The sequence below is a fragment of the Coleofasciculus sp. H7-2 genome, from assembly GCF_042747725.1.
In the GTDB taxonomy this organism is placed as follows: Bacteria; Cyanobacteriota; Cyanobacteriia; order Cyanobacteriales; family FACHB-T130; genus FACHB-T130.
The window spans coordinates 73,642-98,933 of record NZ_JBHZGO010000040.1 but is presented as its reverse complement, the minus strand read 5'-3'; the positions used below and the strand labels follow the sequence as shown (position 1 = coordinate 98,933).

The 25,292-nt window shown below is 45.7% G+C and carries 27 protein-coding genes; 14 read left to right on the top strand and 13 right to left on the bottom strand.

From position 1 onward, the window contains the following. The first annotated feature begins 183 nt into the window (after window positions 1–183). Window positions 184–318 carry a hypothetical protein gene (locus ACFW2W_RS10285; RefSeq protein ID WP_378176898.1) on the top strand — a complete coding sequence of 45 codons (135 nt, stop codon included), beginning with the start codon at window positions 184–186 and terminating at the stop codon, window positions 316–318. A 319-nt stretch (window positions 319–637) separates the two neighbouring features. Here ACFW2W_RS10285 and ACFW2W_RS10280 read toward each other — a convergent pair whose 3' ends face one another. Then, window positions 638–952 carry an RNA recognition motif domain-containing protein gene (locus tag ACFW2W_RS10280; RefSeq protein WP_378177204.1) on the bottom strand — a complete coding sequence of 105 codons (315 nt, stop codon included), beginning with the start codon at window positions 950–952 and terminating at the stop codon, window positions 638–640. Between the two features lie 454 nt (window positions 953–1,406). On the opposite strand from ACFW2W_RS10280, the gene ACFW2W_RS10275 reads away from it, so the two are divergent. The 4 genes from ACFW2W_RS10275 to ACFW2W_RS10260 all read left to right on the top strand — a co-directional run bounded on the left by ACFW2W_RS10275 (window position 1,407) and on the right by ACFW2W_RS10260 (window position 6,350). Then, the gene (locus tag ACFW2W_RS10275) at window positions 1,407–2,663 is read left to right on the top strand and encodes an MFS transporter (protein ID WP_378176896.1); all 1,257 of its coding nucleotides are present in this window, start codon (window positions 1,407–1,409) and stop codon (window positions 2,661–2,663) included. A 237-nt stretch (window positions 2,664–2,900) separates the two neighbouring features. Continuing rightward, window positions 2,901–4,760 (top strand): biosynthetic-type acetolactate synthase large subunit, encoded by a 1,860-nt coding sequence (gene ilvB, locus ACFW2W_RS10270; RefSeq protein ID WP_378176894.1) that lies wholly within the window; start codon window positions 2,901–2,903, stop codon window positions 4,758–4,760. A 315-nt stretch (window positions 4,761–5,075) separates the two neighbouring features. After that, window positions 5,076–5,705, top strand: coding sequence for a Crp/Fnr family transcriptional regulator (locus tag ACFW2W_RS10265; protein ID WP_378176892.1), 630 nt, complete (start codon window positions 5,076–5,078; stop codon window positions 5,703–5,705). Window positions 5,706–5,729: 24 nt separating this feature from the next. Continuing rightward, window positions 5,730–6,350 (top strand): alpha/beta hydrolase, encoded by a 621-nt coding sequence (locus tag ACFW2W_RS10260; RefSeq protein ID WP_378177201.1) that lies wholly within the window; start codon window positions 5,730–5,732, stop codon window positions 6,348–6,350. A 29-nt stretch (window positions 6,351–6,379) separates the two neighbouring features. Here the strand turns inward: ACFW2W_RS10260 and ACFW2W_RS10255 are convergent, their stop codons facing one another. Beyond that, a complete protein-coding gene (locus ACFW2W_RS10255; protein WP_378176890.1) occupies window positions 6,380–6,547 on the bottom strand; it encodes a hypothetical protein in 168 nt (55 codons plus the stop codon). A 9-nt stretch (window positions 6,548–6,556) separates the two neighbouring features. Between ACFW2W_RS10255 and ACFW2W_RS10250 the strand changes: the two genes are divergently transcribed. From ACFW2W_RS10250 to coaBC, 3 genes are all read left to right on the top strand, one after another. Continuing rightward, window positions 6,557–6,880 (top strand): hypothetical protein, encoded by a 324-nt coding sequence (locus ACFW2W_RS10250; RefSeq protein WP_378176888.1) that lies wholly within the window; start codon window positions 6,557–6,559, stop codon window positions 6,878–6,880. 104 nt (window positions 6,881–6,984) lie between these two features. Beyond that, entirely contained in the window at window positions 6,985–7,197 is a 213-nt protein-coding gene (locus ACFW2W_RS10245) for a DUF2555 domain-containing protein (RefSeq protein ID WP_190818072.1), read from the top strand. Continuing rightward, window positions 7,198–8,412, top strand: a complete 1,215-nt coding sequence (gene coaBC / locus ACFW2W_RS10240) for a bifunctional phosphopantothenoylcysteine decarboxylase/phosphopantothenate--cysteine ligase CoaBC (RefSeq protein WP_378176886.1) — start codon at window positions 7,198–7,200, stop codon at window positions 8,410–8,412. A gap of 182 nt (window positions 8,413–8,594) precedes the next feature. Here coaBC and ACFW2W_RS10235 read toward each other — a convergent pair whose 3' ends face one another. The 5 genes from ACFW2W_RS10235 to ACFW2W_RS10215 form a co-directional block, all read right to left on the bottom strand. After that, window positions 8,595–9,446, bottom strand: coding sequence for a DUF350 domain-containing protein (locus ACFW2W_RS10235; RefSeq protein ID WP_378176884.1), 852 nt, complete (start codon window positions 9,444–9,446; stop codon window positions 8,595–8,597). Between the two features lie 127 nt (window positions 9,447–9,573). Further along, a complete protein-coding gene (locus ACFW2W_RS10230) occupies window positions 9,574–10,632 on the bottom strand; it encodes a lipid II:glycine glycyltransferase FemX (RefSeq protein ID WP_378176882.1) in 1,059 nt (352 codons plus the stop codon). Further along, window positions 10,625–12,088: a spermine synthase gene (locus tag ACFW2W_RS10225; RefSeq protein WP_378176880.1), complete on the bottom strand. Its 1,464-nt coding sequence runs from the start codon at window positions 12,086–12,088 to the stop codon at window positions 10,625–10,627. Before ACFW2W_RS10225 ends, ACFW2W_RS10230 begins: the two co-directional genes overlap by 8 nt. Before the next feature lie 7 nt (window positions 12,089–12,095). Then, a complete protein-coding gene (locus tag ACFW2W_RS10220) occupies window positions 12,096–12,725 on the bottom strand; it encodes a DUF4178 domain-containing protein (RefSeq protein ID WP_378176878.1) in 630 nt (209 codons plus the stop codon). A gap of 200 nt (window positions 12,726–12,925) precedes the next feature. Further along, the gene (locus ACFW2W_RS10215) at window positions 12,926–14,311 is read right to left on the bottom strand and encodes a GUN4 domain-containing protein (RefSeq protein WP_378176876.1); all 1,386 of its coding nucleotides are present in this window, start codon (window positions 14,309–14,311) and stop codon (window positions 12,926–12,928) included. A 185-nt stretch (window positions 14,312–14,496) separates the two neighbouring features. Here ACFW2W_RS10215 and ACFW2W_RS10210 point away from each other — a divergent pair, with 185 nt between their 5' ends. Further along, entirely contained in the window at window positions 14,497–15,018 is a 522-nt protein-coding gene (locus ACFW2W_RS10210; RefSeq protein WP_378177198.1) for a DUF29 family protein, read from the top strand. Window positions 15,019–15,176: 158 nt separating this feature from the next. Here the strand turns inward: ACFW2W_RS10210 and ACFW2W_RS10205 are convergent, their stop codons facing one another. Beyond that, a complete protein-coding gene (locus ACFW2W_RS10205; protein WP_378176874.1) occupies window positions 15,177–15,350 on the bottom strand; it encodes a glutathione S-transferase C-terminal domain-containing protein in 174 nt (57 codons plus the stop codon). 67 nt (window positions 15,351–15,417) lie between these two features. Continuing rightward, on the bottom strand, window positions 15,418–15,543 hold the full coding sequence (locus ACFW2W_RS10200) for a hypothetical protein (RefSeq protein ID WP_378176872.1): 126 nt from the start codon (window positions 15,541–15,543) through the stop codon (window positions 15,418–15,420). A gap of 304 nt (window positions 15,544–15,847) precedes the next feature. Here ACFW2W_RS10200 and ACFW2W_RS10195 point away from each other — a divergent pair, with 304 nt between their 5' ends. The 3 genes from ACFW2W_RS10195 to ACFW2W_RS10185 all read left to right on the top strand — a co-directional run bounded on the left by ACFW2W_RS10195 (window position 15,848) and on the right by ACFW2W_RS10185 (window position 19,761). Continuing rightward, a complete protein-coding gene (locus tag ACFW2W_RS10195; RefSeq protein WP_378177195.1) occupies window positions 15,848–16,762 on the top strand; it encodes a putative selenate ABC transporter substrate-binding protein in 915 nt (304 codons plus the stop codon). Between the two features lie 298 nt (window positions 16,763–17,060). Further along, on the top strand, window positions 17,061–17,816 hold the full coding sequence (locus tag ACFW2W_RS10190; RefSeq protein WP_378176870.1) for a phosphonate ABC transporter ATP-binding protein: 756 nt from the start codon (window positions 17,061–17,063) through the stop codon (window positions 17,814–17,816). Window positions 17,817–18,006: 190 nt separating this feature from the next. Then, window positions 18,007–19,761: a PhnE/PtxC family ABC transporter permease gene (locus ACFW2W_RS10185; RefSeq protein ID WP_378177192.1), complete on the top strand. Its 1,755-nt coding sequence runs from the start codon at window positions 18,007–18,009 to the stop codon at window positions 19,759–19,761. A gap of 72 nt (window positions 19,762–19,833) precedes the next feature. Here ACFW2W_RS10185 and ACFW2W_RS10180 read toward each other — a convergent pair whose 3' ends face one another. The 3 genes from ACFW2W_RS10180 to ACFW2W_RS10170 form a co-directional block, all read right to left on the bottom strand. Continuing rightward, on the bottom strand, window positions 19,834–20,772 hold the full coding sequence (locus ACFW2W_RS10180; protein WP_378176868.1) for a phosphodiester glycosidase family protein: 939 nt from the start codon (window positions 20,770–20,772) through the stop codon (window positions 19,834–19,836). A gap of 188 nt (window positions 20,773–20,960) precedes the next feature. Beyond that, window positions 20,961–21,575, bottom strand: coding sequence for a gamma-glutamylcyclotransferase (locus ACFW2W_RS10175; protein ID WP_378176866.1), 615 nt, complete (start codon window positions 21,573–21,575; stop codon window positions 20,961–20,963). A 562-nt stretch (window positions 21,576–22,137) separates the two neighbouring features. Further along, window positions 22,138–23,598, bottom strand: a complete 1,461-nt coding sequence (locus ACFW2W_RS10170) for a hypothetical protein (protein ID WP_378176864.1) — start codon at window positions 23,596–23,598, stop codon at window positions 22,138–22,140. A gap of 261 nt (window positions 23,599–23,859) precedes the next feature. On the opposite strand from ACFW2W_RS10170, the gene rdgB reads away from it, so the two are divergent. Together rdgB and ACFW2W_RS10160 are read left to right on the top strand one after the other, a co-directional pair. Beyond that, window positions 23,860–24,441 carry an RdgB/HAM1 family non-canonical purine NTP pyrophosphatase gene (gene rdgB / locus ACFW2W_RS10165; RefSeq protein WP_378176862.1) on the top strand — a complete coding sequence of 194 codons (582 nt, stop codon included), beginning with the start codon at window positions 23,860–23,862 and terminating at the stop codon, window positions 24,439–24,441. A gap of 129 nt (window positions 24,442–24,570) precedes the next feature. Further along, window positions 24,571–24,807, top strand: a complete 237-nt coding sequence (locus ACFW2W_RS10160; RefSeq protein WP_378176860.1) for a hypothetical protein — start codon at window positions 24,571–24,573, stop codon at window positions 24,805–24,807. Here the strand turns inward: ACFW2W_RS10160 and ACFW2W_RS10155 are convergent. Beyond that, window positions 24,804–25,142, bottom strand: coding sequence for a P-II family nitrogen regulator (locus tag ACFW2W_RS10155; protein WP_190412314.1), 339 nt, complete (start codon window positions 25,140–25,142; stop codon window positions 24,804–24,806). The genes ACFW2W_RS10160 and ACFW2W_RS10155 overlap by 4 nt on opposite strands. Window positions 25,143–25,292 lie beyond the last annotated feature (150 nt).

Here is a 25,292-nt window from a genome sequence, read left to right as displayed (position 1 = left end):
TTCGCTTATGCTCTACCCATCCTACAAATCAGGACTTACGCAAAGCTTATACATATAGCATTTTGTAGGGGCAATCCCCCTGTGGTTGCCCTCAGATGTGGTGCTGTTGCGTAAGTCCTGAAATAATTAATCCCACTTACTTAAGTAGGTAGACATAATTAAACTAAACATATGAGGTAGGGAATGGTTGAGGTAACGTTACCCAACACTGAAATGGGTTTGATGGGTTACTCTCCCTTGAAGGCTAAAGCCTTACGGCATGAACGCGCCTACGCTTATGCTCTACCCATCCTACAAATATTAGATCCATCTACTTAGTAGGTTTTGGTGTTTGGGGTAGTCGATTCAATTGGCTTTCACCCCCTATGCTGTCAATGTTAATTGAAGGAGTAGGGACTTTCCGACCGAAAAGCTTCTACAAACCGTCAAAATATTATTAAATCAGCACTACTTACTACCTGTGTCAACAAAAATGCCAGGACGGGCTAACAATTAAGTATTTTAGAAACGTCGGCACTTTTAAATAAAAATCCACTGCTAGAACGCTCATTCTATATATAAAAAAGAAAAACAGCGTTAAGCAGTGGAAGTGTCAATCTGCTGGAGACTAGGCTTGTTAATGTTTTTGTCTTAAAACTTAGTAGCGTCGAGAGAAGCCACCACTACTGGGTCTGCGATTACCGCCGCCGCCGCCAGATGGTCTTGTATCTTCACGGGGTTTGGCTTTGTTAACTTTTAAATCCCGACCCATCCACTCCGCTCCATCTAGAGCTTCAATGGCAGCCGTTTCTTCAGCTTCAGTTTCCATTTCCACAAAACCAAAGCCACGCGGGCGACCTGTCTCGCGGTCAGTGGGTAGCTGAACCCGCTTAACAGTTCCGTATTCGGCAAAAACTTGGCTAAGGTCTTCTTGGGTGACGTCGTAGGATAGGTTGCCTACATAGATAGACATGGAAGTATCTCGCTTTATGCAGATGGTGTAGAGACTTCGATTCGGCGAGATGTCTGTCAACATAGACAACCAACTCACTCAGCCGAATTAAATTCCCAGTGATTAACTTAGCACAGGATCGGTCTTCAGACATTCGCCATTGGGTAAAATAGCATGAAATTTGTCAAGTGAATGATTTGGTAATTTAATTGACAATTTTCTGCCAAGTATTGCAGTTTATACAGAAGGTAAAAACAACAGCTACACAGGGTTTCCAACCGCTACAGATGGGGGGAAAAGTCATGTGTTTGGCGATCTTTCCAATGCTGGATGCTGGTTAACATATAGAGTGGAATAGCTATTATGGCAGAGATGGCTTTTAAAAACTTTGACAAAAAGTGGCTACTCGACTGGCACAAGTGACTCTCGCCAGCGCACACTAGGGTTGTACTCAAGAGGCTCCTGAACACTTCTTATGTTTCCAGATGAACCTCCCGCTTCTGGTAGCGGCTTTCGCGCTCTGATGAAGAATCGACCTTTTCTCATCCTGTGGATAGGGCAGATCGTGTCTCAGGTAGCAGACAAGGTCTTCTTCATTTTGTTGATTGCGTTGCTGGAAAACTATCAGACGTCGCTGATGGGGGCAAATTCTATGCGTTCCGCCATCATGGTAGCTTTCACGCTTCCCGCAATCTTCTTTGGCTCAGCTGCGGGTATTTTTGTAGATCGCTTTCCGAAGAAGCAAATTATGGTGGCTTCTGATTGGATTCGCGGTTTATTGATGCTATTGATTCCCATATTGCCAAAGCAGTTTTTAATTTTGTTAGTAATTACGTTTTTGATCTCTACTGTCACGCAATTTTTTGCACCAGCAGAGCAGGCGGCTATCCCCCTATTGGTAAAGCGCGAAAATTTAATGACGGCAAATGCGCTGTTTACAACCACCATGATGGGGTCGCTGATTGTCGGTTTCTCTGTGGGAGAGCCGCTGTTGAGTCTAGCCAGAACTTGGGGGGGAAAGTATGGTCAAGAAATTTTGGTGGCGCTTTTGTACCTGTTGGCTGCTGGTATCAGCCAGTTAGTGAAAATTAAAGAAACTCCGATTCCGATAGGATCGATGGCAGTTCATCCTTGGAACGATCTCAAAGAAGGCTTCAGTTATTTATGGAAAAAACGCCTTGTTCGGACTGCGATGGTGCAGCTGACAATTCTGTATTCGGTGTTTGCGGCTTTAACTGTACTGGCAATTGAGCTGGCGAAGGAAATAGGTCTCAATGAGCCTGGTCAATTTAGCTTTTTACTATCCGCTGCTGGGGTGGGTATGGTGTTTGGTGCGGGTGTCTTGGGGCATTGGGGCGATCGCTTCCACCACAAGCCTTTGCCTCTGGTGGGTTTTTTGAGTATGGGCTTTGTATTGGGTGTGTTTACGTTGACTACACATCTCTGGCTGGGCTTAGGATTAAGTGCCCTGTTGGGACTGGGTGCCTCGTTCGTTGGCGTGCCGATGCAAACTCTGATTCAAGCCTCAACGCCAGAAAATATGCGCGGCAAAGTTTTTGGGTTTCAGAATAATGTCGTCAATATTGCTCTGAGTGCCCCGCTGGCGATCGCTGGCCCGCTTACGGATCAATTTGGCTTGCGAGGCGTTCTTTTGAGTATGAGCATTATTGTGAATATCGTTGGGGTCTGGGCGTGGCTCAGTACCCGCAATGTTTTGGAAGATGTAATCTAGCTTGAAAGGAGGACTCTCGGACCGATCTTAGCCGCTATCCTTGGCACACCTCCTTCCCGGCGGCGTGACCGAATTGAGCAATAAAGTCAGAGAAAATAAACACTCTCCAATTTTTGTGGATTAATCCCTCGACAGGAATTGATATCAGGATTAGACTTAAGAATTAACCCTCTATTTCTGATGCTGAATTAGATAGAAACCTTAAAAAAGAACTTAAGTTTAGTGAGAGGTTGACTGGTGCGATCGCAAAGCGTCTCGGAAAAAGAATCAATACGTCAAATGAGCAGCCGCAGAACAGGTGCATTTGCCCTGATTGACAGTCTGAAGCGTCACGGTGTTCAGCATATTTTTGGCTATCCGGGTGGTGCAATTCTGCCGATATACGATGAACTGTACCGGGCGGAAACGGATGGCGGGATTCATCACATCTTGGCAAGACACGAGCAAGGCGCGGCTCACGCGGCGGATGGCTATGCTCGTGCCACCGGCAAGGTGGGTGTCTGTTTTGCCACGTCTGGTCCTGGGGCAACGAACCTAGTGACGGGCATTGCTACAGCGCACATGGACTCGATTCCAATGGTCGTGGTCACGGGGCAGGTGCCTCTTAACGCGATTGGCAGCGATGCGTTTCAGGAAACCGATATTTTCGGAATTACGCTGCCAATTGTGAAACACTCCTATGTCGTGCGCGATCCCAAAGACATGGCGCGGATTGTGGCAGAAGCGTTCCATATCGCCAGTACGGGGCGTCCGGGGCCGGTGTTGATTGATGTGCCGAAAGATGTGGCATTAGCAGAATTTGACTATGTGCCGGTGGAGCCGGATACCGTAAGATTGCCGGGATACCGTCCTACGGTGAAAGGCAATCCTCGTCAGATCAATGCAGCGTGTACCTTACTTGGGCAAGCACGGCAGCCGTTGCTATATGTGGGCGGGGGCGCGATTACAGCCGGTGCCCATGCAGAAATTCAGGAACTGGCAGAACTCTTCCAAATCCCCGTAACAACGACGCTGATGGGCATTGGTGCCTTTGACGAGAACCATCCCCTCTCAGTTGGGATGTTGGGGATGCACGGCACCGCCTACGCTAACTTTTCAGTGAGCGAGTGCGACTTGCTGATTGCGGTGGGAGCCAGATTTGATGACCGCGTGGCGGGTAAGTTGGATGAATTTGCTTCTCACGCTAAGGTTATTCATATTGACATCGACCCCGCAGAGGTGGGAAAAAATCGCGCTCCGGAAGTGCCTATTGTCGGCGATGTGCGGAACGTGTTGATTGACTTGCTGCGCCGATGTCATGAAACCAATGCTGCCTTTGAGCTAAATCAAACGAAAGCATGGCTGGAGCGGATTAATCGCTGGCGAGAAGATTATCCTCTGGTGGTGCCTCAATATCCCGATAGTTTGGCACCGCAAGAGGTGATTGTAGAACTGGGGCGTCAAGCTCCTCAAGCCTACTACACGACAGACGTGGGTCAGCACCAAATGTGGGCGGCGCAATTTCTCAAGAATGGGCCGCGTCGGTGGATTTCCAGTGCTGGTTTGGGCACGATGGGGTACGGGATGCCAGCGGCGATGGGTGCTAAGGTAGCGCTGCCGAACGAAGAGGTGATTTGTATTAGCGGCGATGCCAGTTTCCAGATGAATTTACAGGAACTGGGGACGCTGGCACAATATGGCATAAATGTCAAGACCGTTATTATCAATAATGGCTGGCAGGGAATGGTGCGTCAGTGGCAGGAGGCGTTCTACGGAGAGCGTTACTCGTCCTCGAATATGGAAGTGGGGATGCCAGATTTTGTGCTGCTAGCAAAGGCGTTCGGGATTAAGGGGATGTCGATCCGCGATCGCTCGGAACTGAAAGATGCGATCGCCGAAATGCTGGCTCACAATGGCCCAGTTTTGCTGGATGCCCAAGTCAAAAGGAACGAAAACTGTTACCCAATGGTGGCTCCAGGTAAGAGCAACGCTCAAATGATTGGCTTGCCAGAACGCCGCAAGTTGGAAAAAGCCGCAGAGCTAGTATATTGCAGCGGTTGCGGTGCGAAAAACATCGCCAGCAACAACTTCTGTCCGGAGTGCGGTACCAAAATCTAATGGGTAATTAGTGATGAGTTTTTGAGCGATCGCTGATGAGTTCTTAATCGTTTGGATGACTATCCTTTACTTTGGGATATTACACTGAGGCTGGCTATCGATAGCCAGTCTCTTTATTTTCAGGCTGAGTCTGGAAGAATTTGGATGAGATCGCCTTTACCCTGAAAAGGGGCGATCGCACAATCTAAAAGTATTCGCAAATCACCGTTTTTTAAGCCTTTAGTAATCTTTTGATTACCTATCCTTTACCTTAGGGGGTTAAAGTGGCAGTGCCTATCCATAGCCAATTTTTCATAGCTGGAAATAATTACAGCCATGCCCCCAACTTCCAAAGCAGTTCTAGCAATAGACCAATACGATCCCAATGAAGGGCGTCGTTTGCATTTTTATGCCAAGGGAGACCTAATTCCCCTCGTACCACAGGGCATTTGGCAAATCGATCGGGGTTTGGTGCAGCTGAGTACACTTTGCCCGAATGGAGAAGAAGTGTTGCTGGGTTGGGCAGGAACTTCGACATTTTTTGGTCTTTGGATGACCTGGCTGCAAGCCTATCAGGCAACGGCGCTCTGTGATGTCTATTTAAGATGGTTTTCAGTCACAGAAATAGAAGCTTCCCCACGTCTAGCTCAGCTAATTTTGCCGCAAATGGGGCGACGGATGCGACAAGCAGAGGCACTTTTAGCCATTGTCGGACAGCGACGGGTAGAAGATCGCTTGCAGCGACTGCTGTTGCTGTTAAAAAAGGAAATCGGTCAACCTGTGGCTGGTGGAACTCGTCTGGGGGCGCGCCTCACCCATCAACATATCGCCAGTGCCATCGGTACCACCCGCGTGACCATCACGCGATTGCTCAGCAAGCTACAACAGCAGGGATCGATTAGTCTGGATAGCGATCGCCATATTATCTTAAAAGATGAGAGCTTTGCCAGCATCTCTGATTGGTGAGTCGCATTTGTTAGGAGTAAGCTTCTGTCTCTCTCAGTTATTTCGATTCCATCGGCAGCGAATCAACAGCCATCTGGGTTGATTGTCGTGTTGCATGGCTTTGGAGGGAATGCCCAGCAGTTGGCATCCTTAGCCCCATTTTTGAATTTACCGGAGTATCAGTTTTTGGTGCCCGATGCCCCTTTTACGAATCCCTATGTAGCGGGGGGGCGAATGTGGTACGAATTTGGGAAACCAGGAGGATCTCAGTCTCAGGATTTAGTCAAAAGTCAGCATTTGCTTACTGAGTGGCTCAAATCTCTCGAAAGTTCAACTGGCGTCCCCCTTTCACGCACAATTTTGTGTGGCTTTTCTCAAGGCGGGGCAATGACGCTGGATGTAGGATTGAATTTGCCTTTAGCGGGTTTGGTGGTGTTGAGTGGCTATTTGCATCCCCTCTCTCCACAACCTGATGCTACTTATCCACCTGTATTAATTTTGCATGGGAGACAAGATTCTGTGGTGCCGCTGAGTGCTGCCCAGAAGGCGCGGGACGCTTTAACAGCGCTGGGAGTATCGGTACAATACCAGGAATTTGATATGGGGCATGAGGTTCAACCGGCAGCTTTAGAAGTGATGCGGAAGTTTGTCAAGGCAAATACTTGATCGGTGCTAGCCGCTAATGACTGCTCTCGTTAGCGCAACGCTTGACGGTCTGAGGTAAAAATCCTGTTCAGCGTTGCGGTGCGAAGCACGGACTGAGTATAGCCCTTAACGCCATCAGGGCTGGAAATATGGAAATAATGACGCGAGAGTTTCTTCAGGCTGCGCCAGCAGAGAAACAATTCTTTCTTCTTGTCCATAATTAAATAATGGTGCTTGAAACCATTATTTATTCAGCCCTCAGCCCTCAGCCCTCAGTCCTCAGCCCTCAGCCCTCAGCCCTCAGTCCTCAGCCCTCAGCCCTCAGCCCTCAGTCCTCAGCCCTCAGTCCTCAGCCCTCAGTCCTCAGCCCTCAGCCCTCAGCCCTCAGCCCTCAGCCCTCAGCCCTCAGCCCTCAGCCCTCAGCCCTCAGCCCTCAGCCCTCAGTCCTCAGCCCTCAGCCCTCAGCCCTCAGCCCTCAGTCCTCAGCCCTCAGTCCTCAGCCCTGTTTCGGTCAAATCTCCCGCTTAAAGCTAGTAGACCCGCTAACTTGACGTTTTTTTAAATCAAGCGATCGCCAGTAATGGCGTTAAGATAAAATGGTTGGTTGCATCTGTATAATTCATGGCACAGATGCAGATTGAGGGAGGCGCGGTCAATGACAACTGTTAGCATTTCCAACCGGGATATTTCTGCTGTGACGGCAACTGAAGTGGAACAGCTGGCTGTACGGCTAGAGCAAGATAATTACACCAATCCCTTTGAAGGATTGGATGATTGGCATTTGCTCAGAGCGATCGCTTTTCAACGTCCAGATTTAGTTGAACCCTACCTCTACCTGCTGGATTTTCAACCCTTCGATGAAGCTTAAATGCAAAGTGGCAGACGAGTTCTCATTGGGATAGGCGGCGGTATCGCCGCCTATAAAGTTTGTGAGGTAATTTCGGCGCTTGCCAAAACTGGGGTGGAAGTTCGGGTGATTCTTACTGATTCTGCTCAAGCATTTATCACCCCTCTAACAGTGGCAACGCTGTCTCGTCATCCTGCTTATACGGATGAAAATTTCTGGCAACCGACACGCGGACGCCCTTTGCATATTGAGTTGGGAGAATGGGCAGAGGTTTTGGCGATCGCTCCTCTAACCGCGAATACTTTAGGCAAGTTGGCTTATGGTTTCGCTGACAATCTGCTTGCGAATACTGTCCTCGCTTCCACTTGTCCGGTGTTGTTAGCACCAGCAATGAATACGGATATGTGGGAACAGGTGGCAGTGCAACGCAATTGGCAACAGGTATTCGTAGATAAACGCTATCACAGTGTTGGTCCCGGTGCTGGACTCTTGGCTTGCGATCGCGTCGGTGCTGGACGTATGGCAGAACCTGCTGAAATTTTGCCGCAAATTACATCTCTATTGCACACTGGCGGTAAGCGAGATTTAGCCGGGAAACGAGTTTTAATTAGTGCTGGAGGAACGCGAGAGCATCTCGATCCGGTGCGCTTCATCGGCAATCCTTCGACTGGCAAAATGGGATTCGCATTGGCACAAGCTGCACTGCATCGCGGTGCATCTGTGACACTGGTGCATGGGCCAATGGAGACGCAATTAATCGCCTCTCTACAAAAGGTGCAATCGATTGGTGTGATGAGCGCCCACCAGATGCAGCAGGCGATGTTAGAGTGTTTTCCAGATGCCGATTTGATAGTGATGTCGGCGGCGGTGGCAGATGTGAAACCAGCCGAGTATAGTGCCCAGAAATTGCCGAAGCGATCGCTTCCCGCTTCCTTACCTCTAGAATCTGTACCCGATATCGTGGCAGAATTGGCGAGTCTCAAACAGCCGCATCAAAAGTTAATTGGGTTTGCCGCACAGACTGGGGATATTGTTACGCCAGCGCTGGAGAAGTTGCGGAAGAAAAAATTGGATGCCATTGTTGCTAATCCCATCGATCAACCCGATGCTGGTTTTGGCAGCGACAACAACCGAGCTGTGTTTCTTGACAATCAAGGGCGCAAAGTAGAGATTGAACCCTGTAGTAAATTGCAGATGGCTCACTCTTTATTTGACTTTGTTCAAGGTGCTGGCTGAAAGGACAAGCAGTGCTTAGATCCCATCATTTTTCAGCTTCTCAACCTATTTTTGAGTGGGCAGAAGCCGATTTCTTACATTTCAGGACTTACGCAAAGCTTATACATATAGCGTTTTTTCGGGTTCAATCCCCCTGTGGTTGCCCTTACTATGTGTTGATGTGCGGCGAGTCCGTCCTGAATTTAGACAGCCCAGGCGATTAAGAATGAAGCCGCAATATAAGCAAAAGCTTCAATTAATCCAGCACCCAAATTCGGGACTTGTTGACGCGCGATTTCATCGGATATTTTTACTCCTGGCACCAAGATTAAATCTGCAATCCAGCGAATTACAATCAGTGAGGCTAAGCAAAATAACAGTGTTAAACCATATTGAGTAAAACTAATTACCCAGTTTTGAAACTCGGCGGCAAATGCCACGCGCACTATATTACCCGTCGCAATAAGTAAGCCTGCTAACGCCACGCCAGCAGCGGGATTATTGCGCCTTTCAATCTCTTCAAATACATCGTATTTAGTGACGTAGGGATAGAGAACACTCACCAAAACGAGTACGCCTAAGCCGACAATCCAGCAGACTAACCCTACTAGCCAAGTGCCGCTTTCTCCTCCGAGTGCGGCGCTGAGAATGAGTCCATTGGCGATGTGATTGCCAAATTCTACAGCAGCAGCGCCTGTGTTGCGTTCTTCGAGAATTTCGCGCTTACAATCAAAGCAACGCAGAATTAAACGATCGCCTACCCAAGCACCCGCCAACATGAATAAAATTACTGTGGCACCATAGCTTGCCAAATTGAGTAACTTGTCCTGCCAATTGTCTGAAGGTTGTCCTAAAACACCACCCAGTGCAATGACGATGCCGAGGTAATATCCGACGAGAGCGATCGCTACGGCTGAATTATCTTTAACAAATAGTTCTAGATTTAATTCCATGCGACGGAATAGTTTTTGATAAGCTAGTTGTCCCAGCCAGAACAACCCAAAGCCTACCACTAGCTCTAGAAGAATAAATCCTAATTGACTGACTTGTTCCACTATTTAACTCCTTATCAAGTTTTTTAATATCAATAGGATTTACGCAACATCACCACATCTGCAACCACAGGGTGATTGAACCCGAAAAAACGCTATATGTATAAGCTTTGCGTAAATTACGATTAAATCAATTTGGATTCTTTAAGTGTTTTAATAATCCAATCATTGTATCTGCTAATTGGTCGTAAAAAAAGTAATCCTGAGCGCCGATAGTTGTTACCGTCACACCACCAAACTGACTTTTAAAGCGGGAAAATTTGGCATAACTATGATTGGGATCGTGAGTAAAACCATAGAAATCATACAAACTGCAACCGCGTGATTTTGCCCGTTGCATTGCCGCCCAGTGTAAACTGTAAGTTGCCATGACTTCCGGATGTTCAAAACTACGTCCGCCGTAAAGATAAGTTGCGCGATTGCCCCAATAAACCACCAAGATAGCGGCTAATATTTTTCCCTGCCAGGTTGCGAAACCAATCTCTGCCATATTTGCCTTAAATAAGGTTTGGCAAAGATTGATGAAAAATTTGTATGGTTCGCCAAAAAACTGCTGACGTTTTACCGTTTCCCAAAAGATATCGTAAAACACAGGAATTGCCTGCGAGTCTGTTCTAAATTCGGTTTCTACACCATGACGCCAACTCAAACGCAAATTATATCGTCCTTTTGGCTTCATAGTTGCTAACATTTCAGTTTCAGTTAATTGTAGATCAATTAACAGGGTTTCTGAGGGCAATAAATCAGCGGGGGCACGCCTAAATTCGGCAAGCCAATCTGGTTTTTGATGCCATAATGGTTCAATTCGTAGCGCCACCGCTGCTATTTTTTTAGCTAAAGATGCCGCTTGTTTCAGCAACATCTGCATTCCTTCTTTTTCCAATTGTGCAGGTAGCAAAGGGGCACCTGGAGCAACTAATAAATTTGCTTTATTAGGATGAGGATAAAAATAAAAAATGCATCCTCCCACTAATTCTTGCTTGTAGAATAAACCATAACGGAACGTTTTGTATCCTTCTAATTCCTTGAAATCTGCCCAAGCCCAAGATTGCATAAAGCATCCTGTGGGCGCAGTTTGCACAAACAAGTCCCAAAGATGGCGTTCTTCTAAATTTAGCAGTCTTAGGGTTAAAGATAATTCTTCTGCTTGAATTTTTTGCCCATGATTTATATTTAAAATGTCAGTCATGATTCGAGCGATTTGTTAATAAGTTTATCAACCAAATACCGCCTGCCGCTGTCAAAATAAATCCTAAGGTTTTATTAAACCAATTCCATTCTCCCTCGCTATAATAAGTCGTTCCTACTGGATATCCGCTAGAGCCAGAAGAATGGCTACTTCCTGAATAGTATCCCTTAGCAAATACAGCATCTGGAGAGGCTAAATTTGCCATTAGTAATGTCACTGAAAGCATCATAATAAATTCTGCTGCCCGTGGTGATAAGGCTGAAAGTTGCTGTCCAGATCGGACTTTATCAGACAATTGTTTTAGTTCAGCGGCAATCTGAGGCGGCAGTTCCTGAGCGCGGTCTAAAATACTGCCCAATAAGCGCGATAAGTCTATTTCTGATAGTAATTGTTGCAGGTGCGCTAACCATTCTGCCGTCATCTTAGGGCTGTGATAAGGATGTTGTACCGGCAATAATTTGCTAATATCTACGTCATTTCGCTCAACTTCTTCTAACCACATTTGGGCTGTTGATTCTAGTTGAAGGAGATCGCGCAAACCTATCAGTCCAGTCCCGGATTCTTCAATATCTAAAAAATTAATGGTTTTTCCTTCAGTTGCTTCGGTAATTTGGGTTAATTGAATATGAGGATTAAGCAAATAGTAAAATAGCTGCGGACAATCCAGGGTGTGAATGTTTACGCTGTGGCGAATATGAGCGATCGCGTTCTCAAACTCAAACACTTTGAGCAGATTTTCAAGAGCGATCGCCTGTAAATTTTTAGGTAGGATAATTGCTTCTAGTTCAGAATGCTGAATTGAAACTGGAGACGCTAAAAAGAACCCCCAATTGCCATAGTCATGCCGCTGAAAGGATGGAATTGCTAGTTGTAAAGGCTTTGCCATCAATCCAGCAGCTAACAAAGTTTGATATAAACACCAAAAACCTGTTGTACGATTTTCTGGAGAAACAGCATTCGTGCTAATAATGCCACCTGGATAAAGCACCCGGCTAATAGTTTTAAACCATTCTTGAGTGTATATTGCAGTATCTTCTGTACAACTAGGATAAGTAAAATCGCAAATAATGACGTGATAAGATTTTTCCTTGATTGTCGATAAAAATTCAAATGCTTCTTGCGTGTAAATAGTTAAGCGATCGCTTTCTAAGCTTCCCTGATTAAAATCCTTAAATACTTTTTTACCTAGTTCTAAAACTTCTGGATTGTAATCCACTAAATCAACTTGACTCACTTCAGAAAATCGCAACACATCCCGTGCAGCTAATCCATCCCCGCCGCCACAAATCAATACTTGCAACTCTGTCTGAGGAAACCGTTTGACTGCCAGTGCTACCGATGGAATCACTAAATATTCGTGATAAATGGCTTCATCAGCGGTATCAAACTGCAAATCACCATTGATATAAAAAGCCAACCCGTTATTATGTTGTTCAATAAATAAAGATGTAGGCATTTTTTGACTATCCGAATATCATCAAAAATATTCCGCAAATCATGAGAAAACTGGCTAATAATACTTGAGCAATAAAGCTGCCAAAATTACTTTCTTTTACCCCTCGTTCAATATCAGAAAACTCTTCTGGCTTCACTATTTTGGTAGAGTAAATATGTCGTTCGCCATTAGGCCAAGCTTCAATCGCTAAATTCCATTGACGATCTTTGTCCCAATAATCCCAAGTAATTCGAGATGTCTCCTCTTCGTCTCCTTCATAGTTTCCCTGAGTTGATGACTCAAAATAATAGCGTCTGCCCAAGGCGTGCAATTCTGGATAAGGTGTTTTTTGCCCTTGCATATCGTGCCAAAGACGAACAGCCAAATTATTAAGTGATTCTGGCTCAAATATCTTAGGATCGGGAATTTCTTCGGCAAGATACCAATTTACCAAGGATTCTGGATTTTGAGGATCGATTTCTCGTAGCAAATAATATTCTTTTCCTGCCTGAGATTTTAGCAACCACTCTGTTGTTTCATATCCATAGGAATCGTCATAAGTGCTGTATTCTTTAATCTGCCATTGAACCCCATAATATTTTAAGCGATCGCTTGGACGTAACTGTTCAAGTTGAGTTCTCGTAATAGCGGAAGACATAAAAGTTTGCAGAGCTGCTGAAAATTTGTTTGAATACAGAAAAAAAATGAATTTAAATTTACTCTTTTAGAATAATTAAATGCATTTTTGCTAAAAAATAGAGTGAGTTAGAGTAGGCAGCATTTATTATATTCACAACAGCGCTTAACCTATAGAATAATCAATAAGACTTCATAAAAATATAGATTTTTTATAATTAGCTACTCAAGACGATAGAAGAGGTTCAATAACCCTACCCACCAACCAACTTCGCAAAAAACATATCCGCTGGGCAGATGACCTGCGGGAGCGCGATCGCTATCAAAAATAAATTCTTCATAAGGAACCCAAACGCCATCAATCCGCCATCCTACGCGATCGCCTAAAATACACAAAATTTCATAATTTGCACTTCTCGTCCCTCCAATCCTCTCCCAGATATATTTTTGTACGCTAAAACCAAAGCGCCCTTTGCTGTGTTTTATCCAGAGTTGGTTAATGATGCGAAGGTCTGAAACTGGAAATTTTTTGATATCTTCTACTCTCAGCCAGCCTTCGGTTTCTCGACCGGAAATTTTCAGCATGACCGTCGTTGTTTCCTCATCCGCCTCTTGCCACTTTCCTAACGCTAAAAAAGTCTGTAGTTGCCGGTAATCTATTCTTGACGCTGAACTTTGTCGATTTGTTAAAAAATTGCGGTTGGTAGCGATTGAACTTGCATTATGAGTTTTTGATAACGGAATCTTGCTTGATACCGGCTGCTTAAAAGTGTAGGCGGCAATCTTATTAAAATTGAGCAATTCTAGCCACTCCTGCACCGACTGAGGGCGTTCCTCGGCTTGAAATTCCATTCCTTTAAGAATCGCCTGATTGGCTAAATTACTAATGCTTGAATTGAAGCGTTGCGGTGAATTTAACGGAATCCCCGCAGCTCTAGCAGGAGCTGGTAGCGGGACTTCTCCAGTCAGCAAATAGTAGAGCGTCGCCGCGAGTGCATAAACATCCGTATATTCGCCCCGCCTCGCTTGCTGAGCATACTGTTCAATCGGAGCAAAACCTGGAGTAAAAGTTTGCGTATGAGTCTGCGTCAAATCGGGGATAAATTCCCTAGCAATGCCAAAATCAATCAGCACCGCCTCGAATTTTTCGGCACGCACCATGATATTGGACGGCTTCACATCCCGATGCAAAAAGCCTCTTTCGTGGATGAAAGTCAGTGCTTCACCAATCTGGCGGATGTAGTGCAATGCTTCTGTTTCCGACAAAACACCCAGATTAAGTACGCGCTGCTCCAGGTTTTCTCCTTCAACATACTCCATCGCCATGCAAGGTAACTGTCCTTCAGAGAAGGCATTGTCAATCTGCACAATATGAGGGTGTCGGCACACAGCTAGTCGCAGCGCTTCTTTCTGGAAATCTCGATTGAATTTGTCTCGGTACGCTGTAAATTCGCGTTTAGTCAATACCTGTTCGTTCAGCGTCTTGATAACGACAAAATTCCCTTTTTTGTCTCTAGCTAAAAAAGTGATGCCATAGCCACCTTCTCCCAGCACCCTGTCAACGATGTATCGTCCACCATGCAACATCTGCCCAGCGGCCCAAACCATTCCTTAAACTTTCCCTGACACTTAGGCTAATTTTGGCATACCCTTGGTGTCAGGTTTGTTAAATATTTGACCCACTCCAGAAAGCTCCATAACGGAAGGGAACAAAGGTGAGATGAACCAGAGCGATCGCTCTCGTTTTTGAGTGCTATATTCAGCGTAGAAACGCCTAGATGAAGGCAATTGTTATGACTCAGGAACTCATAGATTTAAGAAATAGCATCATTGAGGGACGCTACACAGACGCTTTAGTGATTTTAGATGAGCTGGATTGGATGAGTAAAAAGGCAACCCTGCGTAATATAAAATCCTATTTAGTTAGAATGCTAATTCACTTGATTAAAAATCAAATAGAGCAGCGATTAACCAACTCTTGGGTAGCTTCAATTTCAGATTCTCTCATACAAATTCAAGACCTGAATCTCCAAGACAACAAAACTTCTCACTACGTCAAGCCTGATGAATGGGAACCAATGCTTGTAGATGCACTGGCAGCTGCAATTCGTCCGGCGAGTGTGGAAGTACTAAATGGAAGAGTTAAACCGTCTCAACTCTCAGAAATGGTGGATAGAACTCAGATAATCCTGACAGCTCAACAATTACTTGCTTTGACGTATGCTCATTCAGCAAGTATTTTACCTGACATCATTGATGAGTATTTAACTCAGTTACCGGGTGGGCAAGATTGGTTTGAAGACAGGCGAGAATAGAGAAGCAGAAATACAAAGGTGATGAATCATTGGAGTAACTCTATTAATCCATTGATCTTTGAACAAACAGGATTAGCTCATGAAGCTGAGCTAGGACTCAACGGTGAGTGTTTTAATGAGCAATCTGCGCTGATGCTCAAGGACTTGCTAAAGCTACACTATCGCAGCGCTTCACTATTGCCAAAAAACTGTTCAGTCATCCGTTCATAGTGCTGGCAGAGGTTCGATCGCTCAAGCAAATAATCAAGGATTGAGCTTTCAAAACGTGGCTGTATGAAATTACCAATGTAGCCATAAGCCGTCGCATCTAACGTTGTGGGTTGGTCTCCCATCGAAGGATGGTGCAGTGTATAAGGTAATCATTTTCTCAAACTCCTTCATGTTATTAAAACGAGATAATTAGGCGATCGCAGTTGTTAAGGGCGCTTGCTCTGAAACACGCCCTGCGGCTTTAATCAAATCGGCTGCCTTTTCGCCAATCATGATTGTGGGTGCGTTCGTGTTTCCCGTCGTGATGGTTGGCATAATTGAGGCATCAGTTTAGGCTTTGTTTGGTCTTGAAATTTGTTTAAGTCCCGCTAAGCAAGATAGGCGATCCCAAAGCCACCTTTACCCAACTGCCTATCGATAATTTACCGCCCACCATACAACTTCTGCCCAGGATGCCAAACTATTGCTAAAGCCTGCTGACACTACGGTTAATTTTGGCATAAGGGTAGCCGTTCGCTTACACTAACTTCTGGCACCCGCGCTACAGCCCATTTCCAGGAGGGGTAGCTTCTGGCGTAAGTTTATATAGGCAGTCAAAATGAGCAGATCCAAGTCAGGAATGAAAAAAATATTGTTGTCCGGTTTGTTGTTGTTGCTACCGCTGGCGGCTTGTTCGCCCAACCCATCCGGGACTTCAGCGACGAACGGTGGAACTGAGACAAAGCCTCTGGCAATCGGTGCAATTCCCGATCAAGATCCGCAAAAGTTACAGCGTCAGTATGACAAGCTAGCTGCCTATCTAGAAAAGGAACTGGGTGTGCCGGTGGAGTATAAGCCGGTTACTGACTATACGGCGGCGGTTACTGTCTTCAAAGTAGGAGATTTGGATTTAGTTTGGTTTGGAGGATTGACGGGGGTGCAGGCACGGTTGCAGGTACCGGGTGCGGAAGCGATCGCTCAACGCGACATAGACGCCCAATTCCACAGTCTCTTCATCGCCAACAAAAAGGCTGGACTGAAGCCATTTAAAGATATTTCTGATTTAAAACAGCTCAAAGGGCATAGCTTTACTATGGGGAGCGAATCTTCAACATCCGGGCGTTTAATGCCTCAATATTTCCTGCAACAAGCTGGACTCAAACTTGAAGATTTGAAAGGTCAAGTCGGTTTTTCCGGCGATCACGATAAGACGATCAAATTGGTGGAAGCAGGCACCTACGATGTAGGTGCTGTAAATGAAAGCGTCTGGAAAAAGCGAGTCGATTCCAAAGAAGTAGACCCAAATAAAGTGCAAGTCCTCTGGCAAACACCTGCCTATTATGACTACCACTGGGTTATCAATCCGGAGGTCAAAAAGCGCTATGGCGATGATTTTGCCAAAAAGGTACAGAGCGCTTTTTTGAAACTCGACCCCACGGTGCCAGAACAAAAAGAAATTCTCGGCTTGTTTGAGGCTAAAAAATTTATCCCCACTCAAAATTCTAACTATGCTCAAATTGAAACGATTGGTCGGCAAATTGGCAAAATTAAATGAGCCTTTTTAGGTGATAAGTTTTGCTTTATCAATCCCTAACTTTTGCCCGATTTCGATCAGAAAATATTATGATTTTATCGGGCTAAAATACTTGTGTTTTGCACTGTAACGTCATAATATAGTAATTGTATTTGTCTAACCACAAAGCGTTGTGGCAGACGCGACGAGGACAATGTCCTCGTCGCGAAATCAAAAGGTTGGTAAAGGGAAAGTGCTAATTCTAATAAATTAGAATTAATTATAAGGGATGATTAATAATTCCTAAGGCTCCCATTAGCGATTATCCATTACCGCTGGTATGAGTCAAAACTTACCGATTTTTGAACTCAAAAACGTTACGAAACAATTTGGTAAGTTTCAGTCTCTTGCTGATGTCAATTTGCAGATTCGGGCAGGCGATCGCGTGGCGCTGGTTGGTTCTAGCGGTGCGGGGAAAAGTACGCTGATTAATTTACTCAACGGGACGCTGCTACCGAGTCAAGGAGAAGTCTGGGTACTGGGTCGCAACCTTGCCGATCTTCGTCCCAAGTTGCTGCGCCAAGTCCAGCGCCAGATAGGTACAATTTATCAACAATTTCACTTGGTTGATAATTTGCAGGTGATTCACAATATCAATGCTGGACATCTGGGGCGCTGGTCGTTTTTCAAAGCAGCAGTTTCGCTGATTTATCCTTTGGAAGTTGAAACTGCTCATAAAGCTTTGGCACAGGTGGGGATTGCAGAAAAACTTTACGAACGCACCGATAGTCTTTCTGGTGGTCAACAGCAACGGGTAGCGATCGCTCGCGTCCTCGTGCAAAATCCTACCGCTATTCTTGCTGACGAACCCATCTCCAGCCTCGACCCCGAACGCAGCCGCGAGATTATGGATTTATTGCGCCAGTTGAGCCAGGAAACGGGCAAAACTTTAGTCACCAGTGTCCACGCAATTGAATTTGCTCGCAGTCATTATCAGCGCATCATCGGTTTGCGACAGGGACGCATTTTGTTTGATACCCCCGCTGAAGCACTGTCAGACGCGATGATTGAGGAGTTGTACAGGATGGAGAATTGATATTGCTTCCGGTTGCTGAAGTTTTGTATTTCTTTAACACACGCGGTAGCGCAAAGGTTCGCACTAGATCGCGATCGCTTGTTGTTAAAAGAGGAGTTTTGGCAAGGAAAGCGTGAGAAACACTAGCGATCGCCAACCAACAAACCTCCCTCAGCGCCCCTCACCGCTTAACTGGCGTACTGTGTGGGGATTGGTGTTTGTCGCGTCCCTCATTTGGTCGTTGCACTTAGCAGGCGTATTCCAGCGGGATTTAATCAACGAAGGCGGCTGGAACCTCGTTTGGCGCTTTATCGTTGCTGCATTCTCACCCGATCTCAGCCCGGAATTTCTGCATCTAACTCTAGACTCTACTCTAAAAACCCTTGCTTACGCCGTGTGTGGCACTTTCTTCAGCGTGCTGATTGGTTTGGTGGGGGGTGTTTTTTGTTCTGAGATATGGTGGGAATCTGTTTCAAATTCAAAACTCAAAACTCAGACGCGATCGATCGGGTTTCTACAACTCAAAACTCAGTCTCCTTGGGTGATGGTACGAGGAGTTTTGGCAATTCCGAGAGCAATTCACGAGTTAATTTGGGGATTATTTTTCGTCAATATTTTTGGACTCGATCCGCTAGTAGCAGTGCTAGCGATCGCAATTCCTTTTGGTGCGATTACTGCCAAAGTCTTCTCGGAGATTCTAGACGAAACCCCCCATCAGCCACTAATGGCACTCCTGAATAGCGGCGTTTCACCTCTGAATGCTTTTGCCTATAGCTTGATTCCCCAAGCCTTTCTAAATCTGCTGTCCTACGCTTTCTATCGGTTTGAGTGTTCGATTCGTTCCGCCGCCGTACTGGGGATTATTGGTGCAGGTGGACTGGGGTATCAAATTCTCCTCAGCCTCCAATCTTTGCGCTATGAGCAGATGTGGACGTTTTTGATTGCCCTGATTGGATTAAATGGTGCTACGGATTTTTGGAGTGCTTTGCTACGCCACCGTTTGGGTGCGCCAAGTCGCCTGGATTTGAACGTCCTGAATCTCCAAGGGCGCAAACAGCGGTTTTATCAACAAGATCCAGTAGTACAGGTGTCATTTCTCGGCGGCATTGTTTTAGTCATCTTCTCCTTCTGGTACATCCAGGCTGATTTCTCAAAACTTTGGGCACCGCGAACTGCACAGCTATTGGCAGGAGTGTTTCAAGATGTCTTCCCACCGGATGGGAGTCAGCTGAGTCAACTATTTACCCTTTCAGCTCAAACTCTGGCTATGTCCATCCTGGCAATGGCTGGGGCTGGATTAGGAGGCATTTTATTATCTTTCCCAGCAGCAAATAATTTCCTGTTGCCAGGAGGGATTCTGGATACTGGTAGAAGATCCCCCCAACCCCCCTTAAAAAGGGGGGCAAGAGAAAATCTCACACTCCCCTTAAAAAGGGGGACGGGAGAAAATCTCACACTCCCCTTTTTAAGGGGGGATCTCCGAGGAACTGCTGTACTGATTTTTACCCGCTTCCTACTACTCGTTGCCCGTGCCGTCCCCGAACCCATTTGGGCGTTAATCTTTCTGTTTGTATTGTTTCCGGGAATATTACCTGGAGCGATCGCCCTCGGTTTACACAATTTAGGTATACTAGGGCGTCTGATGGCGGAAGTGACGGAAAATCTAGATGAACGTCCAAGAGCGTCGCTCAAAGCTTTGGGCGCTACTGGTTCCCAAGTCTTCCTCTACGGCGTCTTACCCCGCACTTTGCCCCGCTTTATTGCATATATCCTCTACCGCTGGGAAGTCTGCATCCGCGCTACGGTAATTGTAGGGTTAGTGGGTGCGGGTGGATTAGGTCGCTTGCTCACGGAACAACTGAGTAGCTTTGACTACAAAGGTCTCCTCACAACTTTGATAGCCTTTCTTGCCCTCACTTTTATCGTAGACCTCATTAGTGCCTCAGTGCGGCGAGCAATTAGGTAATGCAGCTTCCACCCCATCCAAGATATATGGATTCTCAGCTACTTCGACCAACCAGTTCTACTCTATAAATTGTCATTCCGTTTTGTAAATCAAAAATACCGATCCAATTGGATTAGAATTTTCCACATAGATTTTGTTGTTATAGTAAAAAGCTGTTGAAAACCCGCCATCAAATAACATCGCTTCCTGAATATTACCTAAACAGTGATTTTTAGAAATTCCTTTCAGGAGATCATCAAACTTATCTGGATACAATGGCCCATCATCGACGTTGTTAACCAGTAATATTACATAGCCTTTGGAAGTAATCGCTGCCATCGAGCGACTGGTTTCGTGCTTACAGGCATATTCTCCCAAGTCATTACAAATATCTTTGAATATTCCATTTTGATAAAATCTTCCATTTCCTCCTACTAAATTGTAATTTAAAATTTGCTCGTTTCTTTTCCCAATCTGAATCGTAGCCTTTCGCTCTTGTGTACCTCCTGAAATTCCAAAGGAAGACCGCTTATCTTTAAATAAACCAGAATATTCTACACCCCTCGAAATGTTCAAGCCTTGGGGTTTATTCTCAGGATCTATATAATCCCCATTAATGGCTGCAATCGGTCTTTTGCCATTTAGTTTGGCATTATCATCCGCTATAATTTCATGAAACTGTTTTGGGATATATTCTTTGCGTAATCTCCCTTTAGCATCTTTAGCATAAATTTCATGGGCTAAAGCAAGACTAACCTTAAAATCTAGTTTTGGAGATTTGGGATCAAAAAGAATAACATAATTTGCGCCTTCAGCCTTGGTATTACCTTGATGATCCGTTCTGATAAATTCTATGCTGAACTGACATTCTTGGCTTTGGCAATCGCATAAATTATTAACAGTTTTTCTGGCTGTTATTAATTTTATTACTTGAATTTGAGTAATTGTTGGATTATTTTTAAAATAAAGATAAATGCTAGATATTATCATAAATAATAATAATATGCCCAATGATTTGGTTTTTGTAAACATACAGTAAGGAATTTGCAAAAAATGTATGTTTACATCTTAAGCCTAACAATACCTAGGATGAGGGTGAAGATTAACCACCCTACAAGTATTTTAATAAATAATAAGTATTGGGGAATTGCTAGTTGTCATGAGTCTTTAGGTCTTTGCTCAGAATTTCTGACCAAAAACGAATCACCAATGACGGATGCTCAATTACCGTTCGCTAAGCCGACCGCAGAGACTGACGAGAGCCAGTGGCGCTGTTGCAACTGATACATATGGTTAAACAGTTGCCAGCAATACTGTTCTGGAAGCCCGCAGGTTAAGGCACCGCGCAGGACAACGTTGAAGTACCAGTCGTTGGGGGCGAGTTCTTCTGCTAATTTGTTAACGACAACGTAGGTACGAACGCTGGTATATATGCGATCTTGGCAGGAAACATTGACCATTTCCTGGCGATAACCGCCTTGAGGGACTTCTTCGCGTTCATCTAAGCGATCGCTCAATCTCCACGGTAATCTATACAGAACTCCTTCGACTGAGGCTGATGGGTCTTTCACCATATCTAAAACACCACAGTTGCGAAGCGCTGAGCGGCGATAAAATCCTAGTCGATATCCTTTGAGTGTGGCAGCACCAATCACGTAAGTATGGGTGTTCTCGCCGAATGTACGCTTTAAATCGACCGGGCACATACAAGAACCGTAAGCAAAATAGTAAAACATCGGCTCTGTTTGTTGCTGTTGTTGCAATCTCAACGCTTGATGTGCAGGATGATGAGATTGTACCCAGGTGTGTTTTAAGTGTCCAATGCGATCGCTCATCTATCTTTAGGAATACTTTTACTATGGACAAGATTTTAGCAGAATCTTCTTATTGTATACCTTCATATCCCGATAGGTAAACCGTAGATTGTAATTTGGCTTCCTCCTCAGGAAATCGGACAGAGAAGGGCAGGGTTTGAGAAGCCAAATTTTTTGGAGTTTCCGGAGGTACAAGCGATCGCCAAAGCACCTTCCTCAAGAATTCAGTAGCTGGAGTAGCTGGAGCTTTTTAGCGATCGCCAAAAAGCAATCCCTCTGCATTCAGTTGCTTTACTTACAATGACTTACGTAAGAACTCTCTGAAACTTTTATTCCTTCCTCTCTTGAAGCGTCCTTCGCGGTTCGTTTTTCCATAACCAGGACTTACGCAACTTGCGCGACATCTGGGGCAACCACAAGGGATTGCCCCTACAAAACGCTATATGTATAAGCTTTGCGTAAGTCCTGCATAACTTTGCGTAGATCCTGACTTACAATTATTTAGCAAATAGTGAAAGCAGCCCTAGTGTGGGGCTGCTTTCACTATTCGCCAAGAATGAGAGTATCCAGATGCTGCCTAATTTTATCTTTGGGCGCTGCTGGCAAGCCGATTCCAACCTTGGATCGCTTTCTCTAAAGGTGCAGGCAAACTACCTCGATTAATATCGGTGTAGCGAACCGTACCTTCTCGACTGGTAAGCGTGTAGGTGATGTAATCGGCAGCACCGCTGGGTGCTGGGTAACTCAGGTTCTTGAATTGGGCAAATTGCTGCCGTTCTAGCAATTGCTGAAACTGTCGTACCTGTTGCCCAGAAATGCGGAGAACGCTACGCTCGGAGTCATTGGCATCGCCGATACGAACGCGCATCAAGCGTCCGTCATTCAGTAAAACAGTTTCGTAGGTTCTACCAGCAAAACCGCCACTGGCGATCGCTCGAAACACCACATTTTTATCTAAGGATGGTGGTAGTTCGCTAGCAGGAATTGGCGTCGGCTGGAGGGTACCCGCATCGCTTATCTTGCTAGCGTCTTGATTGAACTTAACGAGAGAACCATTGTCGTTCGTGTGATAAACCAACAGTTGTAGCTGGTTTTGTACCGTCACCTGCCAACCAGGGATTGCAAGAGTAGCACAACTCTCGTTAATACCGCCTAAACCGAGACAGCTATCCCAATTTTGCTGTTTAGCCTGAATGATGCTGAGTTGGTTCGCTGGCACTTTGAACTGTCGGGAAGCCTCCAGCAAGACTGCATCCCGAACGGAATTCGGCAAACTCGCTAGTTGATCCAGCTTCACTACAGAACCGGCTGCATTCGTGCGATAAACCAAGCGTTGTCCATTTCCTTGTACCGTCACCCGCCAGCCTTCTACCGTCGCTGGCGCACACAAAATATCAGGCGCGTAAATCCCTAAACAAGCATCAGGCCAAGTTTTCTGTTCCGCCTGCACGAGGCGAATCTGGTTAACCGGCAAACCCAACTGCGTGGAGGCATCAGCGATAACAGCATTAGCAATGGATTTGGGGAAGTTTTCTGGGATGTTACTGACAGGAGTATCCGACTTTTGGAGGCGTAAAACTTGCCCTGTAGAATTGATGCGATAAACCCAAGTTTTGTTACCACTAGACATGACAACGCGCCAACCGGGAACTAATGCTTGAGTACAAAATTCACCAGATTTCGGAAGTCCCAAACAGCCATCGTTCCAAGTTTTCTGGTTAAAGTCAGTAATCTTGAGCTTTCCCGGAGCGATACCAGTTTGACGCGACAAATCTTGACGAACGGCGTTAGCAATCCGAGGCGGTAAGCGATTAGCTTGCTTACGGTCAAGATTTTGCCCAACTTTCTGGTCTTTAACCTTAACCAGTTCGGTGGTAGACTCAGAAAGTCTGACTGGGGCAGCAAATGCGGTTTGCAGCAGTGTCAGACCTGCGCCCAAAGACAAGATGCCAGTTAGAACTAGAGCGGCAAAAATCCGCTCGGATTGGTGAACTGTTTCACCGGGATTTACTGGTTTGGAGTGATTTTTGAAAATCTGTCTCATAGAAACCTCAATAGATTTGTTTTTGTAGGTGGAGAGCGTGTCTGTTGAGACAAGCAGCACTCCAATGCTCGTCCAATGCGTATAGCAGATAAGAAGCTTGACGCTGCTATCGTGCGAGTTAGTTCCGCTGTTTGGTTCACCTGAATGGGTGATTTTTTACAAGTTTCAGATGGCGATCGCCAGCCAACTTGTTAACTTCTGCAAAAACAGGTTTCTACGATCGTGTAGGTGTGTATTTATTCCAGCAAAGGAGCGATCGCCATGACTGTGTTAGTAGTCGCTACGGGAAATCCAGGCAAGCTGCGAGAGATGCAGACGTATTTAAGCGGATTGGGCTGGGAATTGACCCTGAAGCCAGAGGAACTGGAGATTGAGGAGTCGGGTGACACCTTCATGGCTAACGCTTGTCTGAAGGCATCCCAGGTGGCACAGGCGACTGGAGAGTGGGCGATCGCAGATGATTCTGGGTTGGAAGTAGACGCCTTAGAGGGCGCACCCGGTATCTATTCCGCTCGTTATGGCAAAACCGACACCGATCGAATTGAACGCCTGTTGAATGAACTAGGCAACGAACTGAATCGGGAAGCGCAATTTGTTTGTGCAATTGCGATCGCTCGTCCGGATGGCGCTCTAGCTGTGCAAGCCGAAGGAGTTTGTCGCGGCGAAATTCTCCACTCCCCTCGCGGTACAGGTGGATTCGGCTACGATCCGATTTTTTACGTATCCAAAGAGCAAATGACTTTTGCGGAAATGACTCCTGAGTTGAAGCGCCAGTGGAGCCATCGAGGTCAAGCCTTCAAAATTCTCTTACCCCAGCTACAGACATTAAAGACTGAGGATTGAGTACAGAAGTTAGAAATCAAGTTACCAGAAATCAGTTTTTGGCGATCGCCAAAAATTCTGATTTCTGAATTTTTAATTACTCCTGACCTCTAACCCCGAACTCCTCAGTCCTCAGTCCACCCTCCGGGAATGCGAAGCGCCTACAGTCCTCAGTCCACCCTCCGGGAAGGCGAAGCGCCTACAGTCCTCAGTCCACCCTTCGGGAAGGCGAAGCGCCTACAGTCCTCAGTCCTCAGTCCTCAGTCCTCAGTCCTCAGTCCTCAGTCCTCAGCCCTCAGTCCTCAGCCCTCAGCCCTCAGTCCTCAGTCCTCAGCCCTCAGTCCTCAGTCCTCAGTCCTCAGTCCTCAGTCCTCAGTCCTGATTTAGACGGCTTCCAGATTCTTTTCCCCCGTCCGAATTCGGATCACCTGCTCTACCGGGCTGACAAAAATCTTACCATCACCAATTTCACCCGTTCGGGCAGCGGCAATGATTTTCTCAATCACCATATCAACCTGGCTATCTTCAACAACGATCTCTACTTTTAGTTTTTGCAAAAACTCAACCGTGTACTCGGAACCGCGATAACGTTCAGTTTGACCTTTCTGCCGCCCAAATCCTCGGACTTCAGAAACGGTCATTCCCACAATTCCCGCATTGACTAGCGCAATTTTAACTTCGTCGAGTTTAAAAGGCCGGATAATCGCTTCAACTTTTTTCAAGCTTCTAACTCCTCAGTTGGTTCTGGATTTTATCTGTACAATCAATTTGTACAACCAAAGGTACTCGTAAAGCGGCGGCTATGTTTTATCACTGCTCAAACAAAGATTTTTGTATTATATGATACAGATTGCTCTTTACTCCCACCAGAA